Here is a 23170-nt window from a genome sequence, read left to right as displayed (position 1 = left end):
ACCAAATAGGGATTATTCCTATTGTTTTACCCATTGGGAAGCAAAACGGGCCATTTTACCCCCTACCCATGTAAGGCATGCCACTGGCCATCACTGTAATCCACGGAATATTGGTATCCAGGGGTAAGCCAGCCATATAGACAACAGCCCGGCCTACCTCAGCCACATCCATGGTAGGCTCGACCTTGTGCGTCCCATCTGCCTGCAGAATGCCTTTTTCAATCTTTTGGGTCATGGCGCTTTTGGCATTGCCAATATCGATTTGCCCGCAGACGATATCGTGAGGCCTTCCATCCAGGTTGGTGGATCGGGTGAGGCCGGTGATGGCATGTTTGCTTGCGGTATAGGCCACTGATAAGGGCCTGGGGGCATGGGCAGAAAGTGATCCGTTATTGATGATGCGCCCCCCTTTTGGCCGCTGTTTTTGCATCAACCTGAAGGCTTCCTGGGTGCAAAGAAAGGCACCTGTAAGGTTGGTGTCGATTACCATTTTCCAATCGGCAAAGGCCAGTTCTTCCAGAGGTACTGAAGGGGCATTTACACCAGCATTGTTAAACAACAGGTCCAGCCGGCCAAAGCTTTGCTCCGTCTTTAAAAAAAGTTGCCTTACATCGGCTGGGTCGGTAATATCTGCAGGGCAGACCAGGTGACCATTTCCAGTGCTAAGCCTGGCTGTTTCTTTAAGCGGCTCTTCTTTTCTACCCGTGAGGATCAGACTCCAGCCTTCCCTGGCCAGCGCTTGTGCCACTGCCCTGCCAATCCCTGAACCGGCACCTGTTATGATAGCGGTTCTAACTTCCTCATTCATAAATTTTGTAGTTGAATATTTTCTTCCCGGATATAGTTCCGGATAATTTCTTCCACATCTCTGTCGGCGGTAAACCCGAGTTGATCCGCTTTTTGGGTATCAAAATGGGGTGGCCAGGTCAGAACGATACTTTGCAAAAAGCGATCTGGTTCGTAAGTAAGGCGTTGGATTACTTCTGGTCCCGCCACTTTTTCCAGGCAATCGATCATGTGTTGCACCGAAACGGTCAGGCCCGGCAGGTTGATGCAGCGGTCCTCACCAATCACTTCGGCTTCCAAGGCGGCGGCATGGATAAAGTTTTTCACCACCTGTTTGGGAGAAAGGATCCAGAATTCCGATGCAGGATCTACCGGATAGCTGGCCTGCTGCCCATTCAGTGGTTCGCGGATGATACCGCTTAAAAATGAGGAAGTGGCGGCATTGGGTTTTCCCGGGCGAACGGTGATGGTGGGCAGCCTCAGGCAGCGGGCGTCCACAAAACCCCTGCGGCTATAGTCATTCATCAGCAGGTCTACGATGGCCTTTTGGGTACCATAAGAGCTTCTGGGCTTGGGGGCAGTATTTTCCGTAATGACCTGCCGGACATCTCCGCCAAAAATACCACATGAACTGGCAAAAACAATTCGGGGCTGATGCCCCAGTGCACGGCATTTTTCCAACAGGTGCAATGAACCTTTGAGGTTGACTTCCATTCCCAGGTCAAAATTTTTCTCTGCTTCACCACTTACTACTGCGGCGAGGTGAAAAATCAAATCGGGTTTTTTTTCCAACAGCATGTCTGTTTGCGTCTGGTCCCCAAAATCCCCCTCCACACAGGTAAAGCCAGGGTCGTTTTTCAGGAATTCAGAGAATTGTCGGTCGAAAAGGCTGATGGAAGCTGAGGGGTTATTTTGCCGGAATTCCATGGCCAGCCGGCTCCCGATAAATCCTCCTGCTCCGATAATCAATACATGCATAGGTAATTGGGTTATTTTTAAGTTAAAGGTACTATCCAGGACAGCAACCAAACCTGCAGCATTCCTGCCAGGGATATAATGGCCAGTAAAAGTGTCCATGTTTTTAATGCTTCCTGCTCAGTAAGGCCACTCATTCTGGCCACCACCCAGAAGGCACTGTCATTCATCCAAGATACAAAAAGGGAACCAAATCCCATAGCCATCAACAGGTAAACCGGATGATAGGGCAGGTCAAAATTGTTTCCCATCAGGGCTGTAATGATGGCTGCGCTGGAAATCATGGCTACGGTACCCGAACCCTGAGCTGTTTTCAGCACAGCTGCAATGAGCCAGGCCAGGGGAACAAGGTGGATGTCCAGGCCGTCTGTGGCATATTTAATGGCATCACCAATCCCGCTTTGGCCGATCATGGCGCCATAAGCCCCACCTGCGCTGGTAATCAGAATGATCAGTCCACCAATTTCCAGGGGTTTGCCGATTTTTGACCAGAGTGCATTGGCTCCCAGATTTTGCGATCTGGCCCATAAATACAAAGCAAGGCCCGTACCAGCTGCCATGGCCGTATTTTTATTCCCCATCAGGGCCAGCCAATCGGGCAATCGACCGGAAATGGCCTCAAACAAGGAAGCAGTGCCAATCAGAATAATGGGTAACACAATCGGCGCAAGGGACAGAGAAAGCGATAATTTTTTGGCAACCACCGGTGAGGCGTTTAAATTGATCCGCACCGGAATATTGAGTTTACGGTTCATCCTTTTGCCCACCAGGATCACCAAAACTGCCGGGAAAATACCTAAAAACAGCCCGGAAAGGATTACAATACCCAGGTCCAGCCCCATGGTTTCGGCCATAATCAAAGGACCCGGCGTGGGGGGGACTATGCTGTGGGTGATGGCTGCTCCGCCTCCTATAGCGGTCACGTACAAGACATAATCTTTCCCTGTTTTCAATGCCAGTGTGATGCCCAGGGGAATCAATAAAAAAAACACCGTATCTAAAAAAACCGGAATAGAAAGGATAAATCCGGCAAGCATCAAGGCCAGGGAAGCCTGCTTTTCACCCATGGTTTTCAGGAGCCGGTTGACGATGTTTTCAGCCGCCCCGCTTTCCATCATGGCTGCGCCGATAATGGCGGCCAGCGCAATGACCCAGGCAATATTGCCCGCCATATCGCCTAAGGCTTCCATAGGGGATTCAAAAGCGGCCATCAGCCCCTCTTCTGCTATCAGTGCAGGGCTTAGCAAGCCAACAAACACTGCGGCCAATACCAATGCAATAAATGGGTGAAACCTCCATTTGGAAATCAACAAGGTTACCAATCCAATACTGCTTAAAAGGATAACAAATGGCCAATAATCGGTATGGAAAATTGAATACATGGTTTAATTAAAGAAAAAAATCTTAGATATTAAGCATTTTTTGGTGGGGAACCCGGATTTTCCTGATTTTGAGACAGGAATATGAAATCGAGCCTGTCTTAAGCAGAGAGGCATGAGGTAATCGGCATGTAGGGGGATGAATCATTGAGGATGTTAAAAATTAGAAAATTAGCCTTTTCAGTCGCTGAACGGACCCCGTCATCGGTACACCTACCGTCATCGCGAGCGCAGCGGGCTTCGGCAGGCTCAGCCTAAAAAGCGATCTGATTCGGAGCGGCGGCATTAATCCATCGGGATATGGGAATAGAATCGAAAGTTAGTCAACATACCCCCTCAGACTGCCGCGGGTGCATGGCTATTTTTGATTCCTTTTTATTCCCGTCTGCACCCTACCGATGACGTGTTTTTTAAACATCTGTAAATCAGCATATTAAAAACAAACATCGTCATCCCGATTTCTGCGTTTTTTAAAATGTTAAGTCTCGCAGTGACGATAGGCCCCGTCTTTGCGAGCGCAGCGGGCTTCGGCAGGCTCAGCCTAAAAAGCGATCTGAACCGGAGCGGTGGCATAAGGAAATCGAAAAAAGGACGGTAAGATCGGTTAAGCGTATCGGTATTCGTTCAGACTACCGCGGGTGCCTGGGATGTTCTCTGTAGGTTGAACTATCCAAAATCGCACCCTCACAGAGAGGGTACCCGTCGTCATCGGTGCGGGACAAGTTATGGCCATTTAATAGCAAATTATAATCAATTGAAATGAATCCTTTGCTTGTTTCCTTTGTTTTTATCGGATATATTGTGTTTATAAATTATTATTAGTTGGATATACTGATGGGTATTTTTTGAAAAAAAGTAAAACATGGAGCAGTTGAAGGAAGAAGATAAAATTAAAAAAGCTTTTAAGGAAAGAGATTGGGCAGAAATAAAAAGCGCAGATTCCTGGGTAGTTTTTAAGGTAATCAGCGAATTCGTAGAAGGATTTGAGAAGTTGGCCAAAATTGGTCCCTGTGTTACGCTTTTCGGGTCGGCCAGAACCAATCCTGACAATCATTTTTATCAGGTAGCTGAGTCCATTGCCGGCAAACTGGTAAGGCATGGCTATGGGGTGATTACCGGTGGAGGACCGGGTATCATGGAGGCCGGAAATAAAGGGGCACATACTGAAAAAGGCAAGTCGGTAGGCCTGAATATTCTATTGCCTTTCGAGCAATTCAATAATGTCTACATCGACCCCGACAAGTTGATTACTTTTGATTATTTCTTTGTACGAAAGGTAATGTTCACCAAATACTCCCAGGGATTTATCGTGTTGCCGGGAGGGTTCGGAACTTTGGATGAATTGTTTGAGGCCCTAACGCTTATTCAAACAAAAAAAATTGGCAGGTTCCCGATCGTTTTGGTGGGTAAGGATTATTGGGCCGGCATGTTGGATTGGATCAAAGAGGTGGTGCTTGCCGAACACGCCAATATCAATAAAGAAGACCTGAACCTTTTTGCCCTGGTAAATACTGCGGATGAAGCGGTGGCCGTTATTGACAATTTTTACAGCAAATATCTTTTATCTCCAAATTATTAGTCACTTGGACAGCAAACACATCACCTATTTATATATCCTGATAGTAGTACAATTTGTCCTGATAGGATATTTATGGCTAAAACCCAGCGGCGGAAAAGTGGACCTTGATACTGCACACAGCCAGTCAGCTGAAGTAAGGAAAAGTCAACCGGCACATGTTCCAAGGGTAAGGATTTTTGATCTTCCTGATGCGCCGGAATTTGCCGGAGAAAAAGTGCCCATGGACGATCCGGAGGTCTATGAACGTTATGAAAGAGAGGTTTATGTCAATGCTTACTGGGAGTCCAATACGCTGTTGATGATGAAAAGGGCGGGAAAATTTTTCCCGTTTATTGAGCAAACCCTGAAAGAAAATGGTATCCCGGAAGATTTTAAATATGTCGCTCTGATAGAATCCGGATTGATGAACGTAACTTCCCCGGCGGGGGCAAAAGGCTTTTGGCAGTTTATGAAAGGCACCGCTGGAGACTTTGGCCTGGAAGTAAGCCGGGATGTGGACGAAAGGTACCACTTTGAAAAATCAACGCTTGCAGCCTGCAAATACCTCAGGGCCTCATTTGGCAAGTTTGGCAATTGGACCAGTGTGGCGGCCAGTTACAACATGGGCATAGCAGGCATTACCCGCAGAAAAAACCAGCAGTTGAGTCCGGATTATTATGATTTGTACCTGAATGAAGAGACCAGCAGGTATTTGTTCAGGGCACTTGCTCTGAAGGAGATTTTTGAAAACCCCGGTAAATATGGCTTTGAATTGCAGCAGGATGACCTGTATGCCCTGCCCTCCCTGAGAGAAGTCGAAATTTCTGAAAGCATCAGTAATTTGGCAGAATGGGCACAAGATCATAACAGCAATTATAAAGAAGTGAAAATTTATAATCCATGGCTGATCAACAGGCAACTCAACGTCAGAAAAGGCAGGAATTATATCATTAAACTACCTGTTTAAGAAAATAATTTTCTCTGGAATTAATTATAATGAGTATCTTAACGGGCAATCCCTACCTATATGAAAAAGTCCATTATTACCATACTCATCATTGCAGGAGTACTCTTTGCCCTGTTTCAGTTGCTTCCCTTGTTGGTCAACAACTACCTGAACAACAATGCGGAAAGGATCGTCAGCAACATGATTACCCGGACAAACGATTTTGCGGGCCACGAGGTACGTTTTGGAGATATACAACTAAATTATGATTACAGGGGCACATTTTTAAAAATGGAATCCGTGGAAATCATGCCAGGGGAAAGCCTGGAGGATGCCGAAAAAATAAAATTTCACCTGAGTTTTGATGAAGCCAGCCTTACCGGATTTCAATGGGTGGATTTTTTGTTTTTCAACAGCATCAAACTGGACTCGGCCTACCTGGAGAATGTGGTTTTGGAAACGGTAACCCCCGATTTGGAGGAGCTGGGCAAGGAGGGGTCGAGTGAGGGCAAAGAAGGCAAGGATTACCAGAATATCGGATTGAATCACCTGCGGGTAAATCAGGTTTCATTTGACAACAAGGATGCTGCTACCGATTCCGTGAGGTTGTCCATCAAGGATTTATTTGTTTTTGCAGATGGACTAAACCTAAGCAAGGAAGACAGAGAAAGTCCTGAGGCACTTTTTTCAGTAGACAATATTGAAGGTTATATGGATGAAGCTCAGGTACATATCAATGAGTACAGGAACACGATCCGGGCCAAAGATTTTTCTTTTAATACGACAGAGCGAAAGATGGTTATCGAACAGGTGGCCTTTAACAATAAATTGGAAAAATACGCCTATGTCAACCAATTTGAAAAAGAAACCAATTGGATGGAGCTTTCCAATGGGCGACTGCAGGTGGATGGGATGGATTTTCAGGAGTATTTCAGACAAGGCAGGATCATAGCTGACAGCCTTCATTTGGGACAAATCCAACTGGAGGTTTTCAGGGATAAAAGGAAACAGGAAGACACTTCGAAGCGCCCCAAAATGATTCATGAGATCTTGAATGAATTGCCAAAACAACTTCACCTGAAAACCATTTTCATAGAAGAGGCCTACATCGCATACGAGGAACGACCCGATACCCAGGCTCCCTCGGCAGGCAAAATATTTTTCGACCAGGTCAATGGGGAAATTTCAGGTTTCACCAATATTGAAGATGAACTTGCGCAAAATGATACTTTAACAATTCTGGCAAAAGGTAGATTAATGGGGAAAGGCCTGATCGACATGAAGGCCGATTACCTGATCAATGATGAAAACGGCAAGTTTTTTATGACAGGGAGCATTGGCGGGATGGTATTGGCCCCGCTCAATGATTTGATCATGCCTGCCACCCGGGTGGCTTTGAAAAGTGGACGGCTTGATCAATTGTTTTTTAACATTGAGGCCAATGACCTGGAAGGAACAGGAGAAGTGATTGTCAAATACAAAGACCTGGAAATCGAAATTCTGGATAAAAACTATGAAAGAGACCAGAATATATTCCGTAAACTTGGGGCATTTTTGGCCAATAAGGTAGTAATCCCTTCTCAAAACCCCAACAAATCCGGAAAACTCAACAAAGGGGAAGTGTATTTTGAAAGAGCACAGCATAAATTTATTTTTCATTATTGGTGGAATTTGGTACTGAGCGGATTAAAATCCACCATTACAGGTGAAACCGAAGAGGAGATGAGAGAAAAATAAAGCCCCTCTCAAAAGTGAACCTTATGTCTTGTTTTGAGTTTATTTGGTTTGGATTAGGGCCTTTCCCTGCCTAATGCTTAATTTTGTTCACAATTCAACCATAGCGCAAACCTTTACCTATGTCTGCAGAAAACCATTCCTCACAGGACCATATAGAAATATTTGGTGCCCGGGAACACAACCTCAAAAATCTGGACCTGAGCATTCCAAGAAATAAACTGGTAGTCATTACCGGATTAAGCGGGAGTGGGAAAAGTTCTCTGGCTTTCGACACCATCTATGCGGAAGGCCAGCGGCGATATATGGAAAGTTTTTCGGCCTACGCCCGTTCTTTTTTGGGGGGAATGGAGCGACCTGATGTAGATAAAATCAACGGACTTTCGCCGGTCATTTCCATAGAACAAAAGACCACATCCAAAAACCCCAGATCTACCGTCGGCACAGTAACGGAAATTTATGATTTCATGCGGTTGCTTTATGCCCGGTCAGCAGAAGCATTTTCATACCACTCGGGGGATAAAATGGTCAGACAAACAGAGGACCAGATCATAGAGCAGATATTTCAGGGATTTTCCGGCAAGAAATTATCCATTCTGGCCCCTGTGGTGAAAGGAAGAAAGGGACATTACCGTGAGCTCTTTGAGCAGGTAAGGAAGATGGGGTATTCCAAAGTGCGGATTGATGGAGAACTTCAGGAAGTGCAACCCAAAATGCAGGTCGACCGGTATAAAATTCATGATATTGAGATCGTAATCGATCGGGTAATCGCCGAGGAGGAAGACCGGTACAGAATTACCCAATCCCTGAAAACCGCCTTGCAACATGGCAAAGGGATCATGATGTTGTTGGATGAAAATGGCAAAATTGACTATTTTTCCAAGTTCCTGATGGATCCCAAGACCGGGCTCAGTTACGACGAGCCTGCACCAAACGCTTTTTCTTTTAACAGCCCTTATGGTGCTTGTCCCACTTGTAATGGCTTGGGTATAATAGAAGAGATTACCAGGGAAAATGTGATTCCTGACCCCTCACTGAGTATCAGCAGGGGAGGAATTGCTCCCCTTGGCGAATACCGGGATATATGGATATTCAAAAAAATAGAAGCCATACTCAAACGCCATAAAGGCAGCCTGGCCACTCCCATAGAAAAACTGGACGATAAAGTCATCCACACTTTATTGTACGGAGACAAAACAGAGGTTGCCGTAGATTCTGTGAAATATCCCGGCACCAAGTGGACCACCACTTTTGAAGGCATATTGAACTTTCTGCAAAAACAGCAAGAGGGGGGCTCGGATAAAATCCAGAAATGGATCGCTGACTTCACCAGTACCCGCACCTGTCCTGATTGTGAAGGATACCGGCTAAAGAAAGAAGCCCTCCATTTTAAAATTGCGGGGAAACACATTGGAGAACTTGCCCAGATGGACATCAGTTCCCTGGGGGATTGGTTTGCTGATCTGGAGGAACGGATGACGGAGAGGCAAAAAATCATAGGTGCGGAAGTACTTAAGGAAATCCGGAAACGCATTGGTTTTTTATTGGATATAGGACTGGACTATCTCTCTCTGGACAGGCCATTACGAACCCTTTCAGGAGGCGAGGCCCAGCGCATCCGCCTGGCCACTCAGATTGGCACTCAGCTGGTGGGTGTACTCTATATTCTGGACGAACCAAGTATTGGCCTGCACCAAAGGGACAATGTGAAATTGACACATGCGCTGAAAGATCTCAGGGATCTGGGCAATTCGGTGATCGTGGTGGAGCATGACCGGGACATGATGCTGGAAGCCGACCATGTGGTGGATATTGGCCCGGGAGCCGGCAGACATGGAGGCCATATTGTAGCCAGTGGTACACCAGATCAACTGCTGCACTCCGGCAGCCTGACGGCCAAATACCTCAATGGGGAACTGAGCATACCAGTGCCTCTCAAGAGAAGGAAGGGGACAGGAAAAAAATTACAGCTTAAGGGAGCCAGCGGGCACAACCTCAAAAAAGTTGACCTGGACATTCCCCTGGGAACCATGGTTTGTGTGACAGGCGTATCCGGATCAGGGAAGAGCTCTTTGATTCATGAAACCCTTTACCCCTTGCTCAACCGGCAGTTTTACAATTCCCGAAAGGAACCCCTGCCCTACAAAGAGATTAAGGGCCTGGAAAATCTGGACAAGGTGATTGAAGTGGATCAGTCGCCCATAGGCAGGACTCCCCGGTCCAATCCGGCAACCTATACGGGAGTGTTTACGGATATCCGGGCGCTTTTCACGGAATTACCGGAAGCCAAGATCAGGGGATATAAACCGGGCAGGTTTTCTTTTAATGTGAAAGGGGGCCGTTGTGAAGATTGTGAAGGCGGAGGAATGAAACTGATAGAAATGGATTTCCTCCCGGATGTACATATACCCTGCGAGACCTGCAAAGGCAAGCGTTACAACAGGGAAACCCTGGAAGTACGGTTCAAGGGCAAATCCATCGCTGATGTCCTGGACATGACCGTTGAGCAGGCGGTTGAATTTTTTGAAAATCAGCCCAAGATATTGAGGAAAATTAAAACCCTTCATGAAGTAGGCCTGGATTACATCACACTGGGCCAACATGCCACTACCCTTTCCGGTGGAGAAGCCCAGCGGGTTAAGCTGGCCACCGAATTATCCAAAAAAGATACTGGTAAGACTTTCTATATTCTGGATGAACCTACCACAGGGCTTCACTTTCAGGATATCGGCCATTTGCTGGAGGTGTTAAATAAATTGGTAGATAAGGGCAATACCGTTTTGATCATTGAACACAACATGGATGTGATCAAAGTGGCTGATCATATAGTAGATCTGGGACCCGAAGGTGGGGCGAAAGGTGGAGAGATATTGTTTAGCGGTAAGCCGGAAAACATGGTGGGCCATGGCAGCAGTTATACCGCCAGGTTTTTGAAAGCCGAGTTAACAGGAAAAGTGGATGTAGAGGCCTGAAGCCGGTTTTTTAAAATTTATGTTAACATAATATTAATTTTCCAAAGATAATTTTAAAATTTGATAATTCGTTTCTTTCTGTAGGCAGGGATTTTTAAGTCAATTTTGCGACAACATTTAGTCTGACTTATTAATCTACTACTTATCATGAAAAAAATTCTCAAAGGTTTGACCGGTCTCGCACTGTCAGTAGGCTTGCTTACGGCTTGTGGAGAAGAGGAGCAACCTAACAACTTTGTAACCATTTCAGGAATTCCACCCACTGCTGTGGTTGAAGCAGGCCAAAGAGTAGGTCCCGTAACTGCCAATATTAACGCAAACGATGGTCTGGCAAGTTTGGTGATCATAAAAAATGGTGCTACAGTAGAAACCATTAATTTTAATGGGGAAACTTCTGCCAGCCATGAATTTTCCTACACTTCCACCGAGGAAGATGCCAATAGCAATGTGGTTTTCGAATTTGTTGTCACAGACAGCAATGGGGATTCTCAGACGGTCACCCACGTACTTACCGTAGGTGAAGAAGCTACTACCTTAAGGATAACAGAAAACATTGAGGAAGATGTTACCTGGGAAACCGGAAAAGTGTATGTCCTTACAGACCGGATTACCGTAACTGGAGGAGCTACCCTGACCATACAACCTGGTGTGATCGTAAAAGGAGAAGCCGGTTCAGGTCCCAATGCTACAGCACTTGTTATTGCCAGGGGGTCTAAAATCAATGCGGTAGGAAACGCAGATCAACCCATTATTTTTACTTCTGTAGCAGATGAAATCGAACCCGGCATGATCGCCAGTCCAAACCTGGATCCGAATATTACAGGCCTTTGGGGAGGTTTACTGATCCTGGGCAATGCCCCAAGTTCACTGGCAGGTGATGTAAGCGAGGTGCAAATAGAAGGCATACCGCCATCCGATACCAACGGCCTGTATGGCGGAGACGATCCTGATGATGATTCAGGTATGTTAAAATTCATCTCCATCCGTCATGGAGGTGCCAATATCGGCGAAGGAAATGAAATCAACGGCCTGACACTGGGTGGGGTGGGTTCAACTACAGTAATCGAAAACATTGAAGTTGTGGCCAATGAAGATGATGGCATCGAATGGTTTGGTGGCACTGTAAGTGTAAAGAATGCTATTGTATGGAGTTCTGCTGACGATGCCATAGATACGGATCAATCCTGGGCAGGAGAGTTAGACAATTTTATCATCGTAGCCGGTAGCGAAACAGACCATGCATTTGAAATAGACGGACCAGAAGGTTCCTTTAATGCCGCACATACTATAAAAAACGGAACGGTAATCGGTCATGAAGCTGCCGAATTGGGAGATTTCAGAGACGGGGCCAGGGCAAGCCTGCAAAATATTTACTTCTTTGGATTTGGTGATCCGGCCGCCACTGAAGGCAGAGGTGACTTTTCCCTGGATGGAGACGGGTCAGTTTCTAATTTCGAAAGTGGAGTCCTTAACTTTAATAATCTCCAGGTTACCCTTCCCGAAGGAGTTGCCTTAACAGATGTATTCCGTCATGGAACGCATGTACATGCAACAGCAGTTGCTGAAGGAGAAAATACCGTGGGAGCAGATAAATCTGCTTTTGCCAATTGGTCCTGGACGGCTGTCGCTGGCAATCTGGATGACTTGTAATTACCACTAGTAACATCATTTTTTGAAAGGGATGCCCAGTGTATCCCTTTCTTTACTTTTTTTATTACATCGCTGTATTTATTAAAAAACAAAAAAAATGAAAAATTTGATCATTGGCTGGCTTTGCATGGGGCTGATTTGCCTGTCTGCAAATGTATCGGCCCAGAATGGCACCATCAGGGGCACCATATTTGACGGAGGAACAGGAGAACCATTATTTGGTGTAGCTGTTTCAGTTGTTGGCAGCCAGACTGGAGCGGTAACCGACTTTGACGGGGATTTTGAAATCCCCATTGCACCCGGAACGTATGAATTAAAAGCCTCTTTTATTTCCTTCAATGCCCTTAACCTGAAGGATGTATTGGTCAAAGCCGGTGAGGTTACCGTTTTGGACAATCTGAAAATGGAGGAATTTACCTCTGACCTGGAAACGGTGACCATATCAGCAGAAGCGATCAGGACTACAGAGGCCGCTTTAATGACCGTAAAGCGGAATGCGGCTCAACTGATGGATGGCATATCTGCTTCCTCTTTCCGACAGATGGGTGATGGGAACGCAGCCTCTGCCATCAAGCGGGTTACTGGTGTTTCCATTGAGGGGGGCAAATACGTCTACATCCGCGGATTGGGAGACAGGTATACCAAGACCGTTCTTAATGGTGTGGACATTCCCGGCCTGGATCCGGATCGAAACACCATACAGATGGATATCTTTCCTACCAATATCATTGACAATATCATTGTGTCCAAATCGTTTACCAGCAACCTTTCGGCAGACTTCACCGGAGGGGTGGTAGATATTGAAACCAAGGATTTTCCAGAGGAGAAAACCATGAGGTTTTCGCTAGGCGGAGGATACAATCCCTCCATGCATTTTAACAGGAATTTCCTGACAACCCAGGGCAGCAATACGGACTTCCTGGGTTTTGACAATGGTTTTCGGGAAATCCCAACCAAAGGAATAACTGATATACCCCAATTTGCTGAAGTTATTGGCAATCCTTCCGGAGAAAGAGGCCAACTGTACCAAAGCATTCTGAGAGATTTTAATCCCGAATTTGGAGGGGTGAAAAACCAAAACCTGGCAAATATTAGTCTGGGATTTTCCCTGGGAAACCAGGTGTCACTGGGTAAAAACAAGCTGGGTTATAACCTGGCCCTTACCTACAAAAATACCTCTGAATACTATAAAGATGCAGCATACAACCTATTTGCCAAACCCAGGGAAACCGGGGAGACTGCCCTTGAGCCTCTGGAACAATCTCTGGGAAATTTTGGGGTAAGCAATGTGTTGGTAGGTGGTCTTGCAGGACTGGCTTACAAAACGGATTTTTCAAAGTACAAATTGAATTTGATCCGACTTCAAAATGGTGAATCCAAAGTAGGCGTTTTTGATTTTATCAACACCAATTTGGGGGCTGTTTTTGAAGCAGACCAGTACAATATTGAATACAGCCAGCGGTCTTTGACCAACCTGATGCTCAGTGGAGCACATTTTCTCCGTGAAGGAAATTGGGAAGTGAATTGGAAGCTGTCCCCCACCCTATCTACCATTGACGATCCGGATGTCCGGGTGCTTAGGTTTCGTAAGCCAAACAATACCATTTCCTCAGAAGTAGGCCTGCCACAACGTATCTGGCGTTCCCTGGAAGAACAAAACCTTGTGGGAAAACTGGATCTGACTAAAAACCATAGCTTATTCGGGAAAACCGCCAAATTCAAGTTTGGATCTTCCTATACTTATAAACAAAGGGATTTTCTTATTCAGAATTTTCAATTCTCCACAGGGAATACCAATTTTTCCGGCGATCCCAATGAAGTGATGAACCAGGAGAATCTTTTCTCTGAAAACAACATTAACGGTGTTCGTTACAATCCGTTGTTTATCCCAAACAACCCGAATAGCTTTGGCGCAAATCTAAATAACATAGGGGTATATGCCCATAGCGAATTTTCGCCCCTCGACAACCTGAAAGCCATAGTTGGCCTGAGGGCTGAGAAATATGAGCAATACTATACCGGTTCCAATCAGACCCAAACCATTGTTTTTGACAATGAGAAAGTTTTGGATGACCTGGACTTGTTCCCGACCATCAACCTCATCACTAGCCTGAAAGAAAACCAAAATTTAAGATTCTCCTTTTCCAGGACCATAGCCAGGCCATCCTTTAAGGAAATGTCTTTTGCGGAAATTCTGGACCCCATTACGGGGAGAACATTTATTGGAGGCCTGTTTCAGGAAACGACCAATGGAGGTTCCGAGGTGCTTTGGGACGGTCAGTTGGAAGCTACCCGGATCAATAATTTTGATTTAAGATGGGAGCAATTCCTTCCTGCAGGTCAATTGCTATCGCTAAGTGCATTTTACAAGACCTTTGACAAGCCCATAGAAATGGTGCAGTTTTTATCAGACCCTGGTGCATTTCAGCCCAGAAACGTGGGCAATGGAACCGTTGCAGGGCTGGAATTGGAAACGAGAAAGTCCCTCTCCTTTTTGGACCCCAAACTGGAAAACTTCTTTTTCACCTTTAATGGCACGATTACCTCATCCAGCATAGAAATGTCCGCTTCTGAATTGCGGTCCCGTAGATTGACGGCCCGGGAAGGCGAGGTTATTTCTTCCAGGAGGGATATGGCAGGCCAGGCTCCTTATATCATCAATTCAGGGTTAGCCTACAATAATTTCGTAACAGGACTGGAGGCAGGTGTCTATTACAATGTACAGGGAGCTACCCTCAATTATATCGGCTTTGGAAACCGGACAGATACCTATACCGTTCCATTTCATGCCTTGAATATCAGTATAAATAAGACTTTTGGTGCAGATGAAAGGGTGCAGGCCGGTATTAACATTCAAAACCTGCTCAACCAGTCCAGGCAGGAAGTCTTCAGGTCCTACAATGCAGAAGACCAGATTTTTTCCAGTCTTAACCCCGGTACATTGATCAATTTAAATTTCTCCTATGCCTTTTAAGTAAATTTTAAGCATTTGATACAATATCCCTTCTACCAGGAGGGATATTTTTTTTGTTTCTATGTTAATAAATTGTTAAATTTAATTAACGATGAATTAATATAGACTCCATGCGTGGTTTTGGTATTCTGTTGCTCCTGCTTTTTATTCCGGTGCTCTGCTTTCCGGCCCTGCCAGAAAACCCTTCAGGCACCCCAAACGCCGGGAAGGTGTGGCTTGAATCGTGGAAGGCAGAAAGTGAGCGGTTTTCAGATCTGTATGAGCTTTTGGAGAAAGATTTCAGAAAATTCGGGAACAGTGAAAAAATGGTTAAAAATATTTTTTACAGAGCGCACCAAAAATTGTTTCACCGATACCAACAATATACCCTGGAGCGGGATGCTTTGGACCAGGGACTATACGATTGTGTCAGCGGTTCACTGATTTTGGCCGCCCTTTTGGATCATTTTGGTTTTGCCTACGAGGTTAAGGAAACTTCCTATCATGTGTTTTTACAAGTAAGGTTGGAAGACAGGCTGGTGCTATTGGAAGTGACAGATCCCCGGGAAGGCTTTATTGCTGATCCAGATCAAAAGGAACGATACCTCCGAGATTTTACCCTGAACCCGGATAATATCCGGACAGGAGAGAAAAAATTGACCTCCTTTATGGCTCCGGATATTTTCCGGACCATAGACCTGGAAAACCTGCTGGGCCTTCAGTATTTTAACCAGGCCATCCGCTACTTCAATGAAGGCAATCCCCTGGCAGCCTATCAGTTTTCCATCACTGCCCTGAAGTACCATGATACCGAAAGAATCCGGGACTTCAGCCATTTTTTAAAGCAGGAATTGATGCTGGCCACCAATTAATCCTGCAGCACGTCACAGCGATCATACTGCGGGTCGATATCTATAAACACCTCTTCCTTGGCCAATACAAACCAATTGGATAAAATCTCTTCTTCCTTTTTCCGGCGGGCTGCTGCCTTTAATTTCTCATAATCATCAGAGAGATTGGCACGGTGTGCCGGAAAACGCTCTTTATAGTACAATATGCGTACTCCTGATTCTGATCTCCCGGTTCTGGGATCCTCATCCTCAAATCTTACTGGTTGGGAGATTTCTCCAACTTCCATGCTGTCTAGCGTGAAATAAAGTACAGGGTCTTCCAGGGTTCTTAAGGTCAGCCGGTTGGATCCGGATCCGGGATCGGTAAAAAACCCGCCGTTATCAGAGGTTTCCCTGTGATCGGAATTTTCCTTGGCCGCCTTGGCAAAGCTTATTTTTTCATCTACGATTTGTTGACGAAGGCTGTCCAGATACCTTTCTGCTTTTTTGATATCATCTTCTGACGGGGAAGGTATAATGAGTATATGCCTGGTATTAAAGGTGTTGCCACGGGTTTCCAATAGCTGGATCATGTGAAATCCAAACATGGTTTCCACCGGATCACTGATCTCCCCTTGTTTCAAGCTATAGGCGGTAGCTTCATATTCCGGAGCCAGTTCGCCCCTCCTGAAGAAACCCAAGTCTCCTCCTTGAACTTTAGAGCCGGGGTCCATGGAATATTGCCGCGCCATGGTAGCAAAATCCGATTCACCGGACAGGATCCTTTCCTTGATAGACAGCAGTTGTTCTATCACTTTGTCTTTTTGCTCCTGACTCACTTCCGGTTTTTTGACTATCTGCCCAACAGATACTTCCGCAGAGAAAAAAGGAAGCGAATCATTGGGTATGGAGCCGAAAAATTTTCTCACATCATTGGGAGAAACCTCCAGTCCTTCGGTAATTACTCCCTGCATTTTTTGCACGACCATTTGTTCTTTGACGGCATCCTGAATTTCACTTTTTAACTGATCCCCTGTTTTGCCATAGGCCTCGATCAGGGTCTCTTCATCCCCTCCGAATTGCTGCAACACCATATTGAACCGCTGGTCTGTTTGAATGATCACTTCTGCTTCCGAAACAACTACCGAATCTATTTCAGATTTGGCCATCATCAATTTATTGATCAACAGGGATTCGAAAATCTGGCAGCGATTGGGTGTTTCCATCCCCTGCTGGGTCTGGGAAACAGCCTCCAAATAGGCTTTTTGCAGGTCCGATTCCAAAATGATATAATTGTCCACTTTGGCGATGATTTTATCCAGTACCTGCCCGCTGGGTTTTTCTTCAGGTGTTTCCGGTTCCGCAGTGGTTGCCGGGCTGTCCGAATCCTGGGCTATGGCGAAGTGCTGACACAAAAGGCCAAAAATCAAAAAGAGGCTAATCTTTCTTCCCCATTCAATCATATATGGTAAATTCATTGTTTTCAAGTGCATCGTTGTAAATATCTCTTTTTAATTTTTCTGCAATTTCCACTCTCCTTTTGTTAACGATAATCTTGGAGATTTCGTCTCTGACAAACTCCAGAGGTGGTACCTGATCCCGTAAACGGTATTCCAATATTTTGAAATAGTAGGAATACGTTTCATCATCCACGCTGATCAATTTTTCATTCCTGAGCAACTGAACCTGGTTGTTGTTTTGGGTAAGTGGGGTATTGATGATAATGTCATCAAATTTTATCCAAGTAGAATCCTCGATAAAGTAGTTGTTCGCATAACGAATAGCAAAGTCTTTTAGTTCTTCCTTTTGCCCTTCCTGATTGCTGTTCAGCAGGCGCTCCAATTGTCTTTTCTGTGGGAGTGATTTTTCGAGTTTGATGAAATTGGTTCGCACAATGATTTCTTTCAAGGCGAAATTTTCTTTGTTGGCCTCGTAATACCCTTGTATTTCGGGCTGGGTTACTTCCCTGTCCAGGGTTTTTTCCACAAAATTTTTCTCGTATTCATAGGCAATCAGCGCATATCGGTAATCCAATAGTTTCCGGTTGATTTCTGCTTCATTCAGCGTCAGATTTTGAGATGCCTCCTTGATCATCAATTGTTTTTTGACCCAACTTTGGATGTACCTGCCTACCAATTCAGCAGAATCAAGCGTGGTAGTCATATCTTTGCTGATATGGTCTATGTCAGCAAGGTATAGATTGGCTGTCCCCACGGATGCGACAATGGGGTTGTCCGGATCCTCTTCCTCAGTTTTGATGCTGAACAAATCACAAGAAGCCATAAAAATCAAACTGCAAAGGGCTATTAAGGCTTTATTTTTCAAGGGACCGGTATATTTTATCTTTTTCATCCTCATTGATTTGGATGGTATATTTTTCTTTTAAGCGTGTAAGTAGCTCGTTTTCCAGGTATTGCTGGTAATCCTGAATCAATTTACCCCTGGTTTCTTCAAATTTCTTGGGAGCAGAAGGAATGGTCTCCCCCAATAGAATCAGGATACTTTCTCCGTTCCGCTTGATCTGGTGAAAAGATTGTTTCACATCCAGTGAAGCCAACAGTTCGTTTTTTTGGATTTCAAATTCCTTTTGCTCAAAGGTAAACAACAATGGGTCATCCTGAAGGAATTTTTCTTTCAATGTTGTTTCCAATCCGGGATCATAGCTCCTGGCCGAAAGCCAATGACTGACCTCCGAAAGGTTTTTGTCCGCCTTAGCTTTGAGTATCAAGGCGGGAATACGTTCTTCCCACAGATAGTTATGCTTGTTTTCCCGGAAATATTCCTGTTGACCAGTGGTATCCTCCACTGCTTCTTGCCAAACCTCCCGGTTCATCAATTCAAAAAGCAACATGCCATTTTTGTACTCGTTGATCAATTGCCGGTATTCGGGATTGTGGGCATAGAGGTACTCCTCTTCCCAGCCTGCCAACAAATCCTGTAAATAATTGGTGTAAATTTCCTCAAAAGTCGATTTCAAAGGAACAGTGGTATCTGAGAAGTTTGATTGCAGATAAGAGATAAAATGCTGGAGTCCGGCCGTTTTCCAGCCAGAACGGATCAAAAAATCGCTGCTCCATTCCGGCTCGGATAGTTTGTTGAAAAGATCATTTACAGGGTCTTTCTGAAAGGCAACAAACACCTGCTCAAGTTCAGTCAGAAGGGTTTCATTTTCCGCAACATGCAAAAGGTCTTTTTGCAGGTCAAGGACCCTGGTCCGGATCATCTCTGATTTACTGTCCCGTAGAATCCTTGACCGGATCATAGGCTTTACTTCCTCAAACGGGGGAACGGGTCGGTTGCCTTCCAGACGGATGAGGTGGTACCCGTATTCTGTTTTAACGGGACGGCTGAAATCTCCTTCCTTTTCCAAAGAAAAGGCTGCTTTTTCAAACTCAGGAACAATAGCACCCACGCCAAACCAGGGGATCAGCCCTTGTTCAGACTTACTGCCCTGATCTTCTGAATAGGTTGCCACCAGATCGGGCCATTGTTCCGGATCAGCCTGTAAGGTGTGGTACAATTCGGTAATTTTTTTCTCTGCCAGGTTTTCACTTTCCGCTTGATCAGCTTCCGTACGGATCAACAGGTGGGAAACCCTGATTTGCCCTGGATTTCTATTCCGCTCTTCCAGCCGGATCACGTGATAGCCGAAATCGGACAAAACAGGATCTGAAATTTCACCGACAGAAAGGTTAAAGGCCGCTTCCTCAAATGGCAAAACCATCTGCAGGGCAGTAAAATAACCCAAATTGCCTTTGTTGCTCTGTGCTGAAGGGTCCTCTGAATATTCCATGGCCAATTGGCTGAAATCTGCGCCATTCTCCGCATCGGCTTTTAGTTTTTGAGCCATCCTGAAAACAGCAAGAGAATCCTCCTTACTGGCATTGGGCGGGAATTGCAGCAAGATGTGACTGGCTTTCACCACTTCCTGCATGCGCTCATATACCTTTCGCATTTCACCCTCCTCCAGCCTGTTTTCCTGGAGGTAGGGCTTGATGATATCGTCCTTGAAAGAGGTAAATTCATCACGGAATTCCGGTGATTTGTCCAGCCCCAGATCCATGGCATATTTGACTTTGAGCTTATAATTGACAAACAGCTCAAAATTTTCATCAAAATCCGCTCTGGAAAGTGGTGCTTCAGACCTTTGGCGGTTTTTATTCAATATGTATAAAAACTCTTCCTCATCCGAGCTTGCATCACCTATTTTAAGGAGGTAGTCGCTCTGGGATGGATTTTCCATGCCTTGATCAGCAACCTGAACTGCGCTTGCAGATAAAATTCCTATAAAAAGGAAATATATATGCTTCAAATTCATAGGACAATTAATAGAAATTAGGCTGCAATGTTACGAATTTTACCCCACAATACAGGAAGAAGCTGTGGATAAGTAAAGGGATTTAACATTTATTTGGATTTCAGCCTTTTGATCAGGCGACAGGTATTGAAGGAAGGATCTGTTTCAAATTCGATTTTATCCATGATTTTTCTGACCAGAAGCAAGCCCAGACCACCTTTCCGCTTTTCCTTGATCACCGCATTGATTTCAGGTGACTTGTACTCAATAATGTTGAAGGCTTTTCCCGAATCCCTGATTTCAAAAATGATCGTATCCTGATTGATATGCACTTCCAGTTCTATATGATTGAGAGGATTACAATCATGAGAATGAATGATCAGGTTAGCACAGACTTCTTCCACTGCCAATATCAATTGATTCTGGGTGATTTCATTCAAACCACTGGCTGATAATATTCCGGATAAAAAGACCCTCAGTTCCGCCAATCGGCTTTTCTCACAGTATAGCTTCAATTCATGCTTCATAAAGCGCTTGTTCGGCTTCCTCTCTGGTATTTTTGATACTAATCAATTGGTCAAGTCCAAGTATATGGAACACATTCAATATTTTTTCATTCAGTCCGAAAATTACAAACGTCACCTGTTTTTCATTGAAATCTTCCAGATAGGACATGAAAACCCCCAGGCCGGCGGAAGAAATATACTCCAGCTCACTGCCATCCAACAGAATTTTGTGTGCATTATCTGCAATTGCCTCTTGAATCACCTCGTCCAATTCCACAGAATTACTCGCATCCACCTCTCCATTCAATGCAATTACCAGATGATCTCGCTCAGACGCTTTATTAATCGACAACATACCCAGTTATACGCTTTATTTTTTTTTAAGTTCATGCTTTAAATTTGATCACCAACAATGAATAGTCATCATCTGGAAGGGTTTCCTTACCCACAAAGGAATAAACCTCTTCGATAATTTTTATACGGATCTCATGTGCCGGCAATTCATAAATGGAGCTCAGGAGTATCCGTAGATTTTCATAACCAAACTCTTCACCATTTTTATTTTTGGCTTCCACAATCCCATCTGTGTACATGACCATTACATCTCCGGGATGGTAGACCAAAGTCCCCTCTTCCAGGTATTGATCAAAGGTATCGTTTCTGACGATACCCAATCCCATTCCCTTGATATCCAAAAACCTACAGGTATTTTTCTCTTTGTCAAAATACAGTGTGGGACAATGTCCGGCCCGGGCAAAGTGGATTGTTTTTTCTTTGGTATTGACCGTGTAATACGTGGTAGTGATAAAATTGTTTTTTTCAAGACAACGGCTCAGGGCACTGTTGGCTTTGGATAAAAAAACCTTGGGACTGAAGTTCAACTGCACCAGGCTATGGAATACCCCCTTCATCTGCGACATGTTGAATGCCGCTGAGGTGCCTTTGCCTGAAACATCCCCAATGATCAAGGCAAAATTATCCTGGTCAAACCTGAAAGTTTCGTAATAGTCCCCACCTACTTCATCCGCCGCCGCAGAGAAACCGTCGATTTCAAAGCATCTATTATGGTGCAAGGCGGAAGGCAACAAACTTCTTTGTACGCGCTGGGCGATTTCAAGCTCCTCACGATACCTTTCGTTTTTGATGGCCTCATTGAGCAGGCGGTAATTCTCAATGGATATGGAGGTCTGGCCAACAAATGTGGAAATGATATTGATCATTTCCTTATTGAACCCATCCTTTACCTCTTTGAGCAAAAACATATCACCCAAAATCTTTTTATTGGCCCTGACAGGCATGATCAGAACGGATTGGTAAATTTCATGGGATATTTTCCCATATAAATACTCGATTCTGGCATCTGTCTGACTTTTTAGATATGCGGAAAAAGGCTCTGTTTTTTTCAGCAGGTCCATGATTTCCTGTCTTTCTCCATTGCTGATAAATTTCTGGTAAAGTACCGTCCCAGTCCTGCGGTCTTCCTCATCTGCATGTAATTCCAGCCAGGCCGCATCCACATAGGCAGCACTCATGCAGCTGTCCATTAATATGTCCAAAACCTGATCCTCATTTTCACCAGGCTGTATGGACTGACTCAATTTTTGGAAACTAATAGCCTCAGTCAACTTTTGTTCGAAAACCGAGGAGGTGGGTAGGTTAAATAAAGTGACCAAAAAGCTGAATACCGCATAAATCAGCACAAAAGCAAAAAGTCCAAGTAAAAATAGGTTTTCGCTCAGGTTGACAAAATGGACGTTCTTCTGGGTATAGGAAACCAACTGAACCAAAAGGTAAACCGTAGAGAATACAATAATGGCAAGAAACAAAATAGACTTCCATTTCTCCCTGAAGGTCAGGTAGGGTATCCATTTAAGGTTTACCGATAAAATGACGCCGTAAATAATGAGAAAAATCAAACCAAACATAAAGCCATAGTTGAAGCTTTCCTGATTGATCAGCACGAAAAACATACTGATCAACAAAATCACTTCATAGGCCTGCCATTGCTGTACGACCGCTTTGTTTTTTTGGTAAAGAATCAGGTGTTTCCAAAGTAATGCCGTAGAAATAAGAAAGATCGCTGTCAGGGCAAAATTTACATGATAGAAGAAATTCCTTAATAGGGGGTCATCCGAAAGCCGTGTATCCTGAAGAATGTAGTAAAAGTAAATGATGAGAAATGAGGTACCTGTAGCAATCAAACCGGTAGAGGCTGCCCTCCATATCAGGTTGAGAAAATTGCTGTTTTCCTTTTTATTGATGGAATTATTGAAGAAGAGATAAAGTAAAATAAAAAAAATAATCTCCAGAATCCAGGTGATTTCCCTTTTGATCACTCCCTCCATCTGGTTGATTTCACCAAAAATCCTTACCAGGTCCACAAATAACAAAGCAAACCATGACATGATGGTCAGCAGGATATAAATTTTGCTCCGTGCTATGTTGGGTGGTTTTACCATAGAAAATCCTACAATAATAAAAATAGAATGGCAGAATTCATTGAACCATTCAAAAAAGAATGGAATACATAAGATTTTAATCACAAAAAACCCATGCCCGAAAGGGATATTTAGTCGATTTTAAT

The 23170-nt window shown here is 44.6% G+C and carries 16 protein-coding genes; 7 read left to right on the top strand and 9 right to left on the bottom strand.

The features are described 5' to 3' along the window. Positions 1 to 55 precede the first annotated feature (55 nt). From G9Q97_RS00930 to G9Q97_RS00920, 3 genes are read right to left on the bottom strand one after another with little or no spacing between them, the layout of a single operon-like run. Entirely contained in the window at positions 56 to 808 is a 753-nt protein-coding gene (locus G9Q97_RS00930; protein WP_166142230.1) for an SDR family oxidoreductase, read from the bottom strand. Further along, positions 805 to 1764, bottom strand: coding sequence for a D-erythronate dehydrogenase (gene denD / locus G9Q97_RS00925; RefSeq protein ID WP_166142228.1), 960 nt, complete (start codon positions 1762 to 1764; stop codon positions 805 to 807). Before denD ends, G9Q97_RS00930 begins: the two co-directional genes overlap by 4 nt. A gap of 17 nt (positions 1765 to 1781) precedes the next feature. Further along, complete coding sequence (locus tag G9Q97_RS00920; protein ID WP_166142226.1) at positions 1782 to 3143, bottom strand: GntP family permease; 1362 nt, start codon at positions 3141 to 3143, stop codon at positions 1782 to 1784. 859 nt (positions 3144 to 4002) lie between these two features. Here G9Q97_RS00920 and G9Q97_RS00915 point away from each other — a divergent pair. From G9Q97_RS00915 to G9Q97_RS00885, 7 genes are all read left to right on the top strand, one after another. Continuing rightward, complete coding sequence (locus G9Q97_RS00915; RefSeq protein WP_166142224.1) at positions 4003 to 4719, top strand: LOG family protein; 717 nt, start codon at positions 4003 to 4005, stop codon at positions 4717 to 4719. 4 nt (positions 4720 to 4723) lie between these two features. Then, positions 4724 to 5665, top strand: a complete 942-nt coding sequence (locus tag G9Q97_RS00910) for a lytic transglycosylase domain-containing protein (protein WP_246255310.1) — start codon at positions 4724 to 4726, stop codon at positions 5663 to 5665. Positions 5666 to 5725: 60 nt separating this feature from the next. Next, positions 5726 to 7381: a DUF748 domain-containing protein gene (locus tag G9Q97_RS00905; RefSeq protein ID WP_166142220.1), complete on the top strand. Its 1656-nt coding sequence runs from the start codon at positions 5726 to 5728 to the stop codon at positions 7379 to 7381. Between the two features lie 119 nt (positions 7382 to 7500). Then, the gene (gene uvrA, locus G9Q97_RS00900; protein WP_166142218.1) at positions 7501 to 10350 is read left to right on the top strand and encodes an excinuclease ABC subunit UvrA; all 2850 of its coding nucleotides are present in this window, start codon (positions 7501 to 7503) and stop codon (positions 10348 to 10350) included. A 147-nt stretch (positions 10351 to 10497) separates the two neighbouring features. Continuing rightward, positions 10498 to 12000 (top strand): hypothetical protein, encoded by a 1503-nt coding sequence (locus G9Q97_RS00895; protein ID WP_166142216.1) that lies wholly within the window; start codon positions 10498 to 10500, stop codon positions 11998 to 12000. A gap of 97 nt (positions 12001 to 12097) precedes the next feature. Next, on the top strand, positions 12098 to 14974 hold the full coding sequence (locus G9Q97_RS00890) for a TonB-dependent receptor (protein WP_166142214.1): 2877 nt from the start codon (positions 12098 to 12100) through the stop codon (positions 14972 to 14974). 110 nt (positions 14975 to 15084) lie between these two features. After that, positions 15085 to 15825 carry a hypothetical protein gene (locus tag G9Q97_RS00885; protein WP_166142212.1) on the top strand — a complete coding sequence of 247 codons (741 nt, stop codon included), beginning with the start codon at positions 15085 to 15087 and terminating at the stop codon, positions 15823 to 15825. Here the strand turns inward: G9Q97_RS00885 and G9Q97_RS00880 are convergent. The 6 genes from G9Q97_RS00880 to G9Q97_RS00855 all read right to left on the bottom strand — a co-directional run bounded on the left by G9Q97_RS00880 (position 15822) and on the right by G9Q97_RS00855 (position 23045). Further along, entirely contained in the window at positions 15822 to 17261 is a 1440-nt protein-coding gene (locus G9Q97_RS00880; protein WP_166142210.1) for a peptidylprolyl isomerase, read from the bottom strand. The genes G9Q97_RS00885 and G9Q97_RS00880 overlap by 4 nt on opposite strands. Beyond that, a complete protein-coding gene (locus tag G9Q97_RS00875; protein WP_166142208.1) occupies positions 17239 to 18135 on the bottom strand; it encodes a peptidyl-prolyl cis-trans isomerase in 897 nt (298 codons plus the stop codon). The genes G9Q97_RS00880 and G9Q97_RS00875 overlap by 23 nt, the downstream gene beginning before the upstream one ends. Continuing rightward, positions 18098 to 20101: a peptidylprolyl isomerase gene (locus G9Q97_RS00870; RefSeq protein WP_166142206.1), complete on the bottom strand. Its 2004-nt coding sequence runs from the start codon at positions 20099 to 20101 to the stop codon at positions 18098 to 18100. Before G9Q97_RS00870 ends, G9Q97_RS00875 begins: the two co-directional genes overlap by 38 nt. Positions 20102 to 20190: 89 nt before the next feature. Beyond that, on the bottom strand, positions 20191 to 20607 hold the full coding sequence (locus G9Q97_RS00865) for an ATP-binding protein (protein ID WP_166142204.1): 417 nt from the start codon (positions 20605 to 20607) through the stop codon (positions 20191 to 20193). Next, a complete protein-coding gene (locus tag G9Q97_RS00860) occupies positions 20597 to 20941 on the bottom strand; it encodes an STAS domain-containing protein (protein ID WP_166142202.1) in 345 nt (114 codons plus the stop codon). Before G9Q97_RS00860 ends, G9Q97_RS00865 begins: the two co-directional genes overlap by 11 nt. 31 nt (positions 20942 to 20972) lie before the next feature. Further along, the gene (locus tag G9Q97_RS00855; protein ID WP_166142200.1) at positions 20973 to 23045 is read right to left on the bottom strand and encodes a GAF domain-containing SpoIIE family protein phosphatase; all 2073 of its coding nucleotides are present in this window, start codon (positions 23043 to 23045) and stop codon (positions 20973 to 20975) included. Between the last annotated feature and the right edge of the window lie 125 nt (positions 23046 to 23170).

It is taken from the genome of Cyclobacterium plantarum, assembly GCF_011290685.1.
Classification (GTDB): Bacteria; Bacteroidota; Bacteroidia; order Cytophagales; family Cyclobacteriaceae; genus Cyclobacterium; species Cyclobacterium plantarum.
This window is presented reverse-complemented; position numbering and strand designations above follow the sequence as displayed.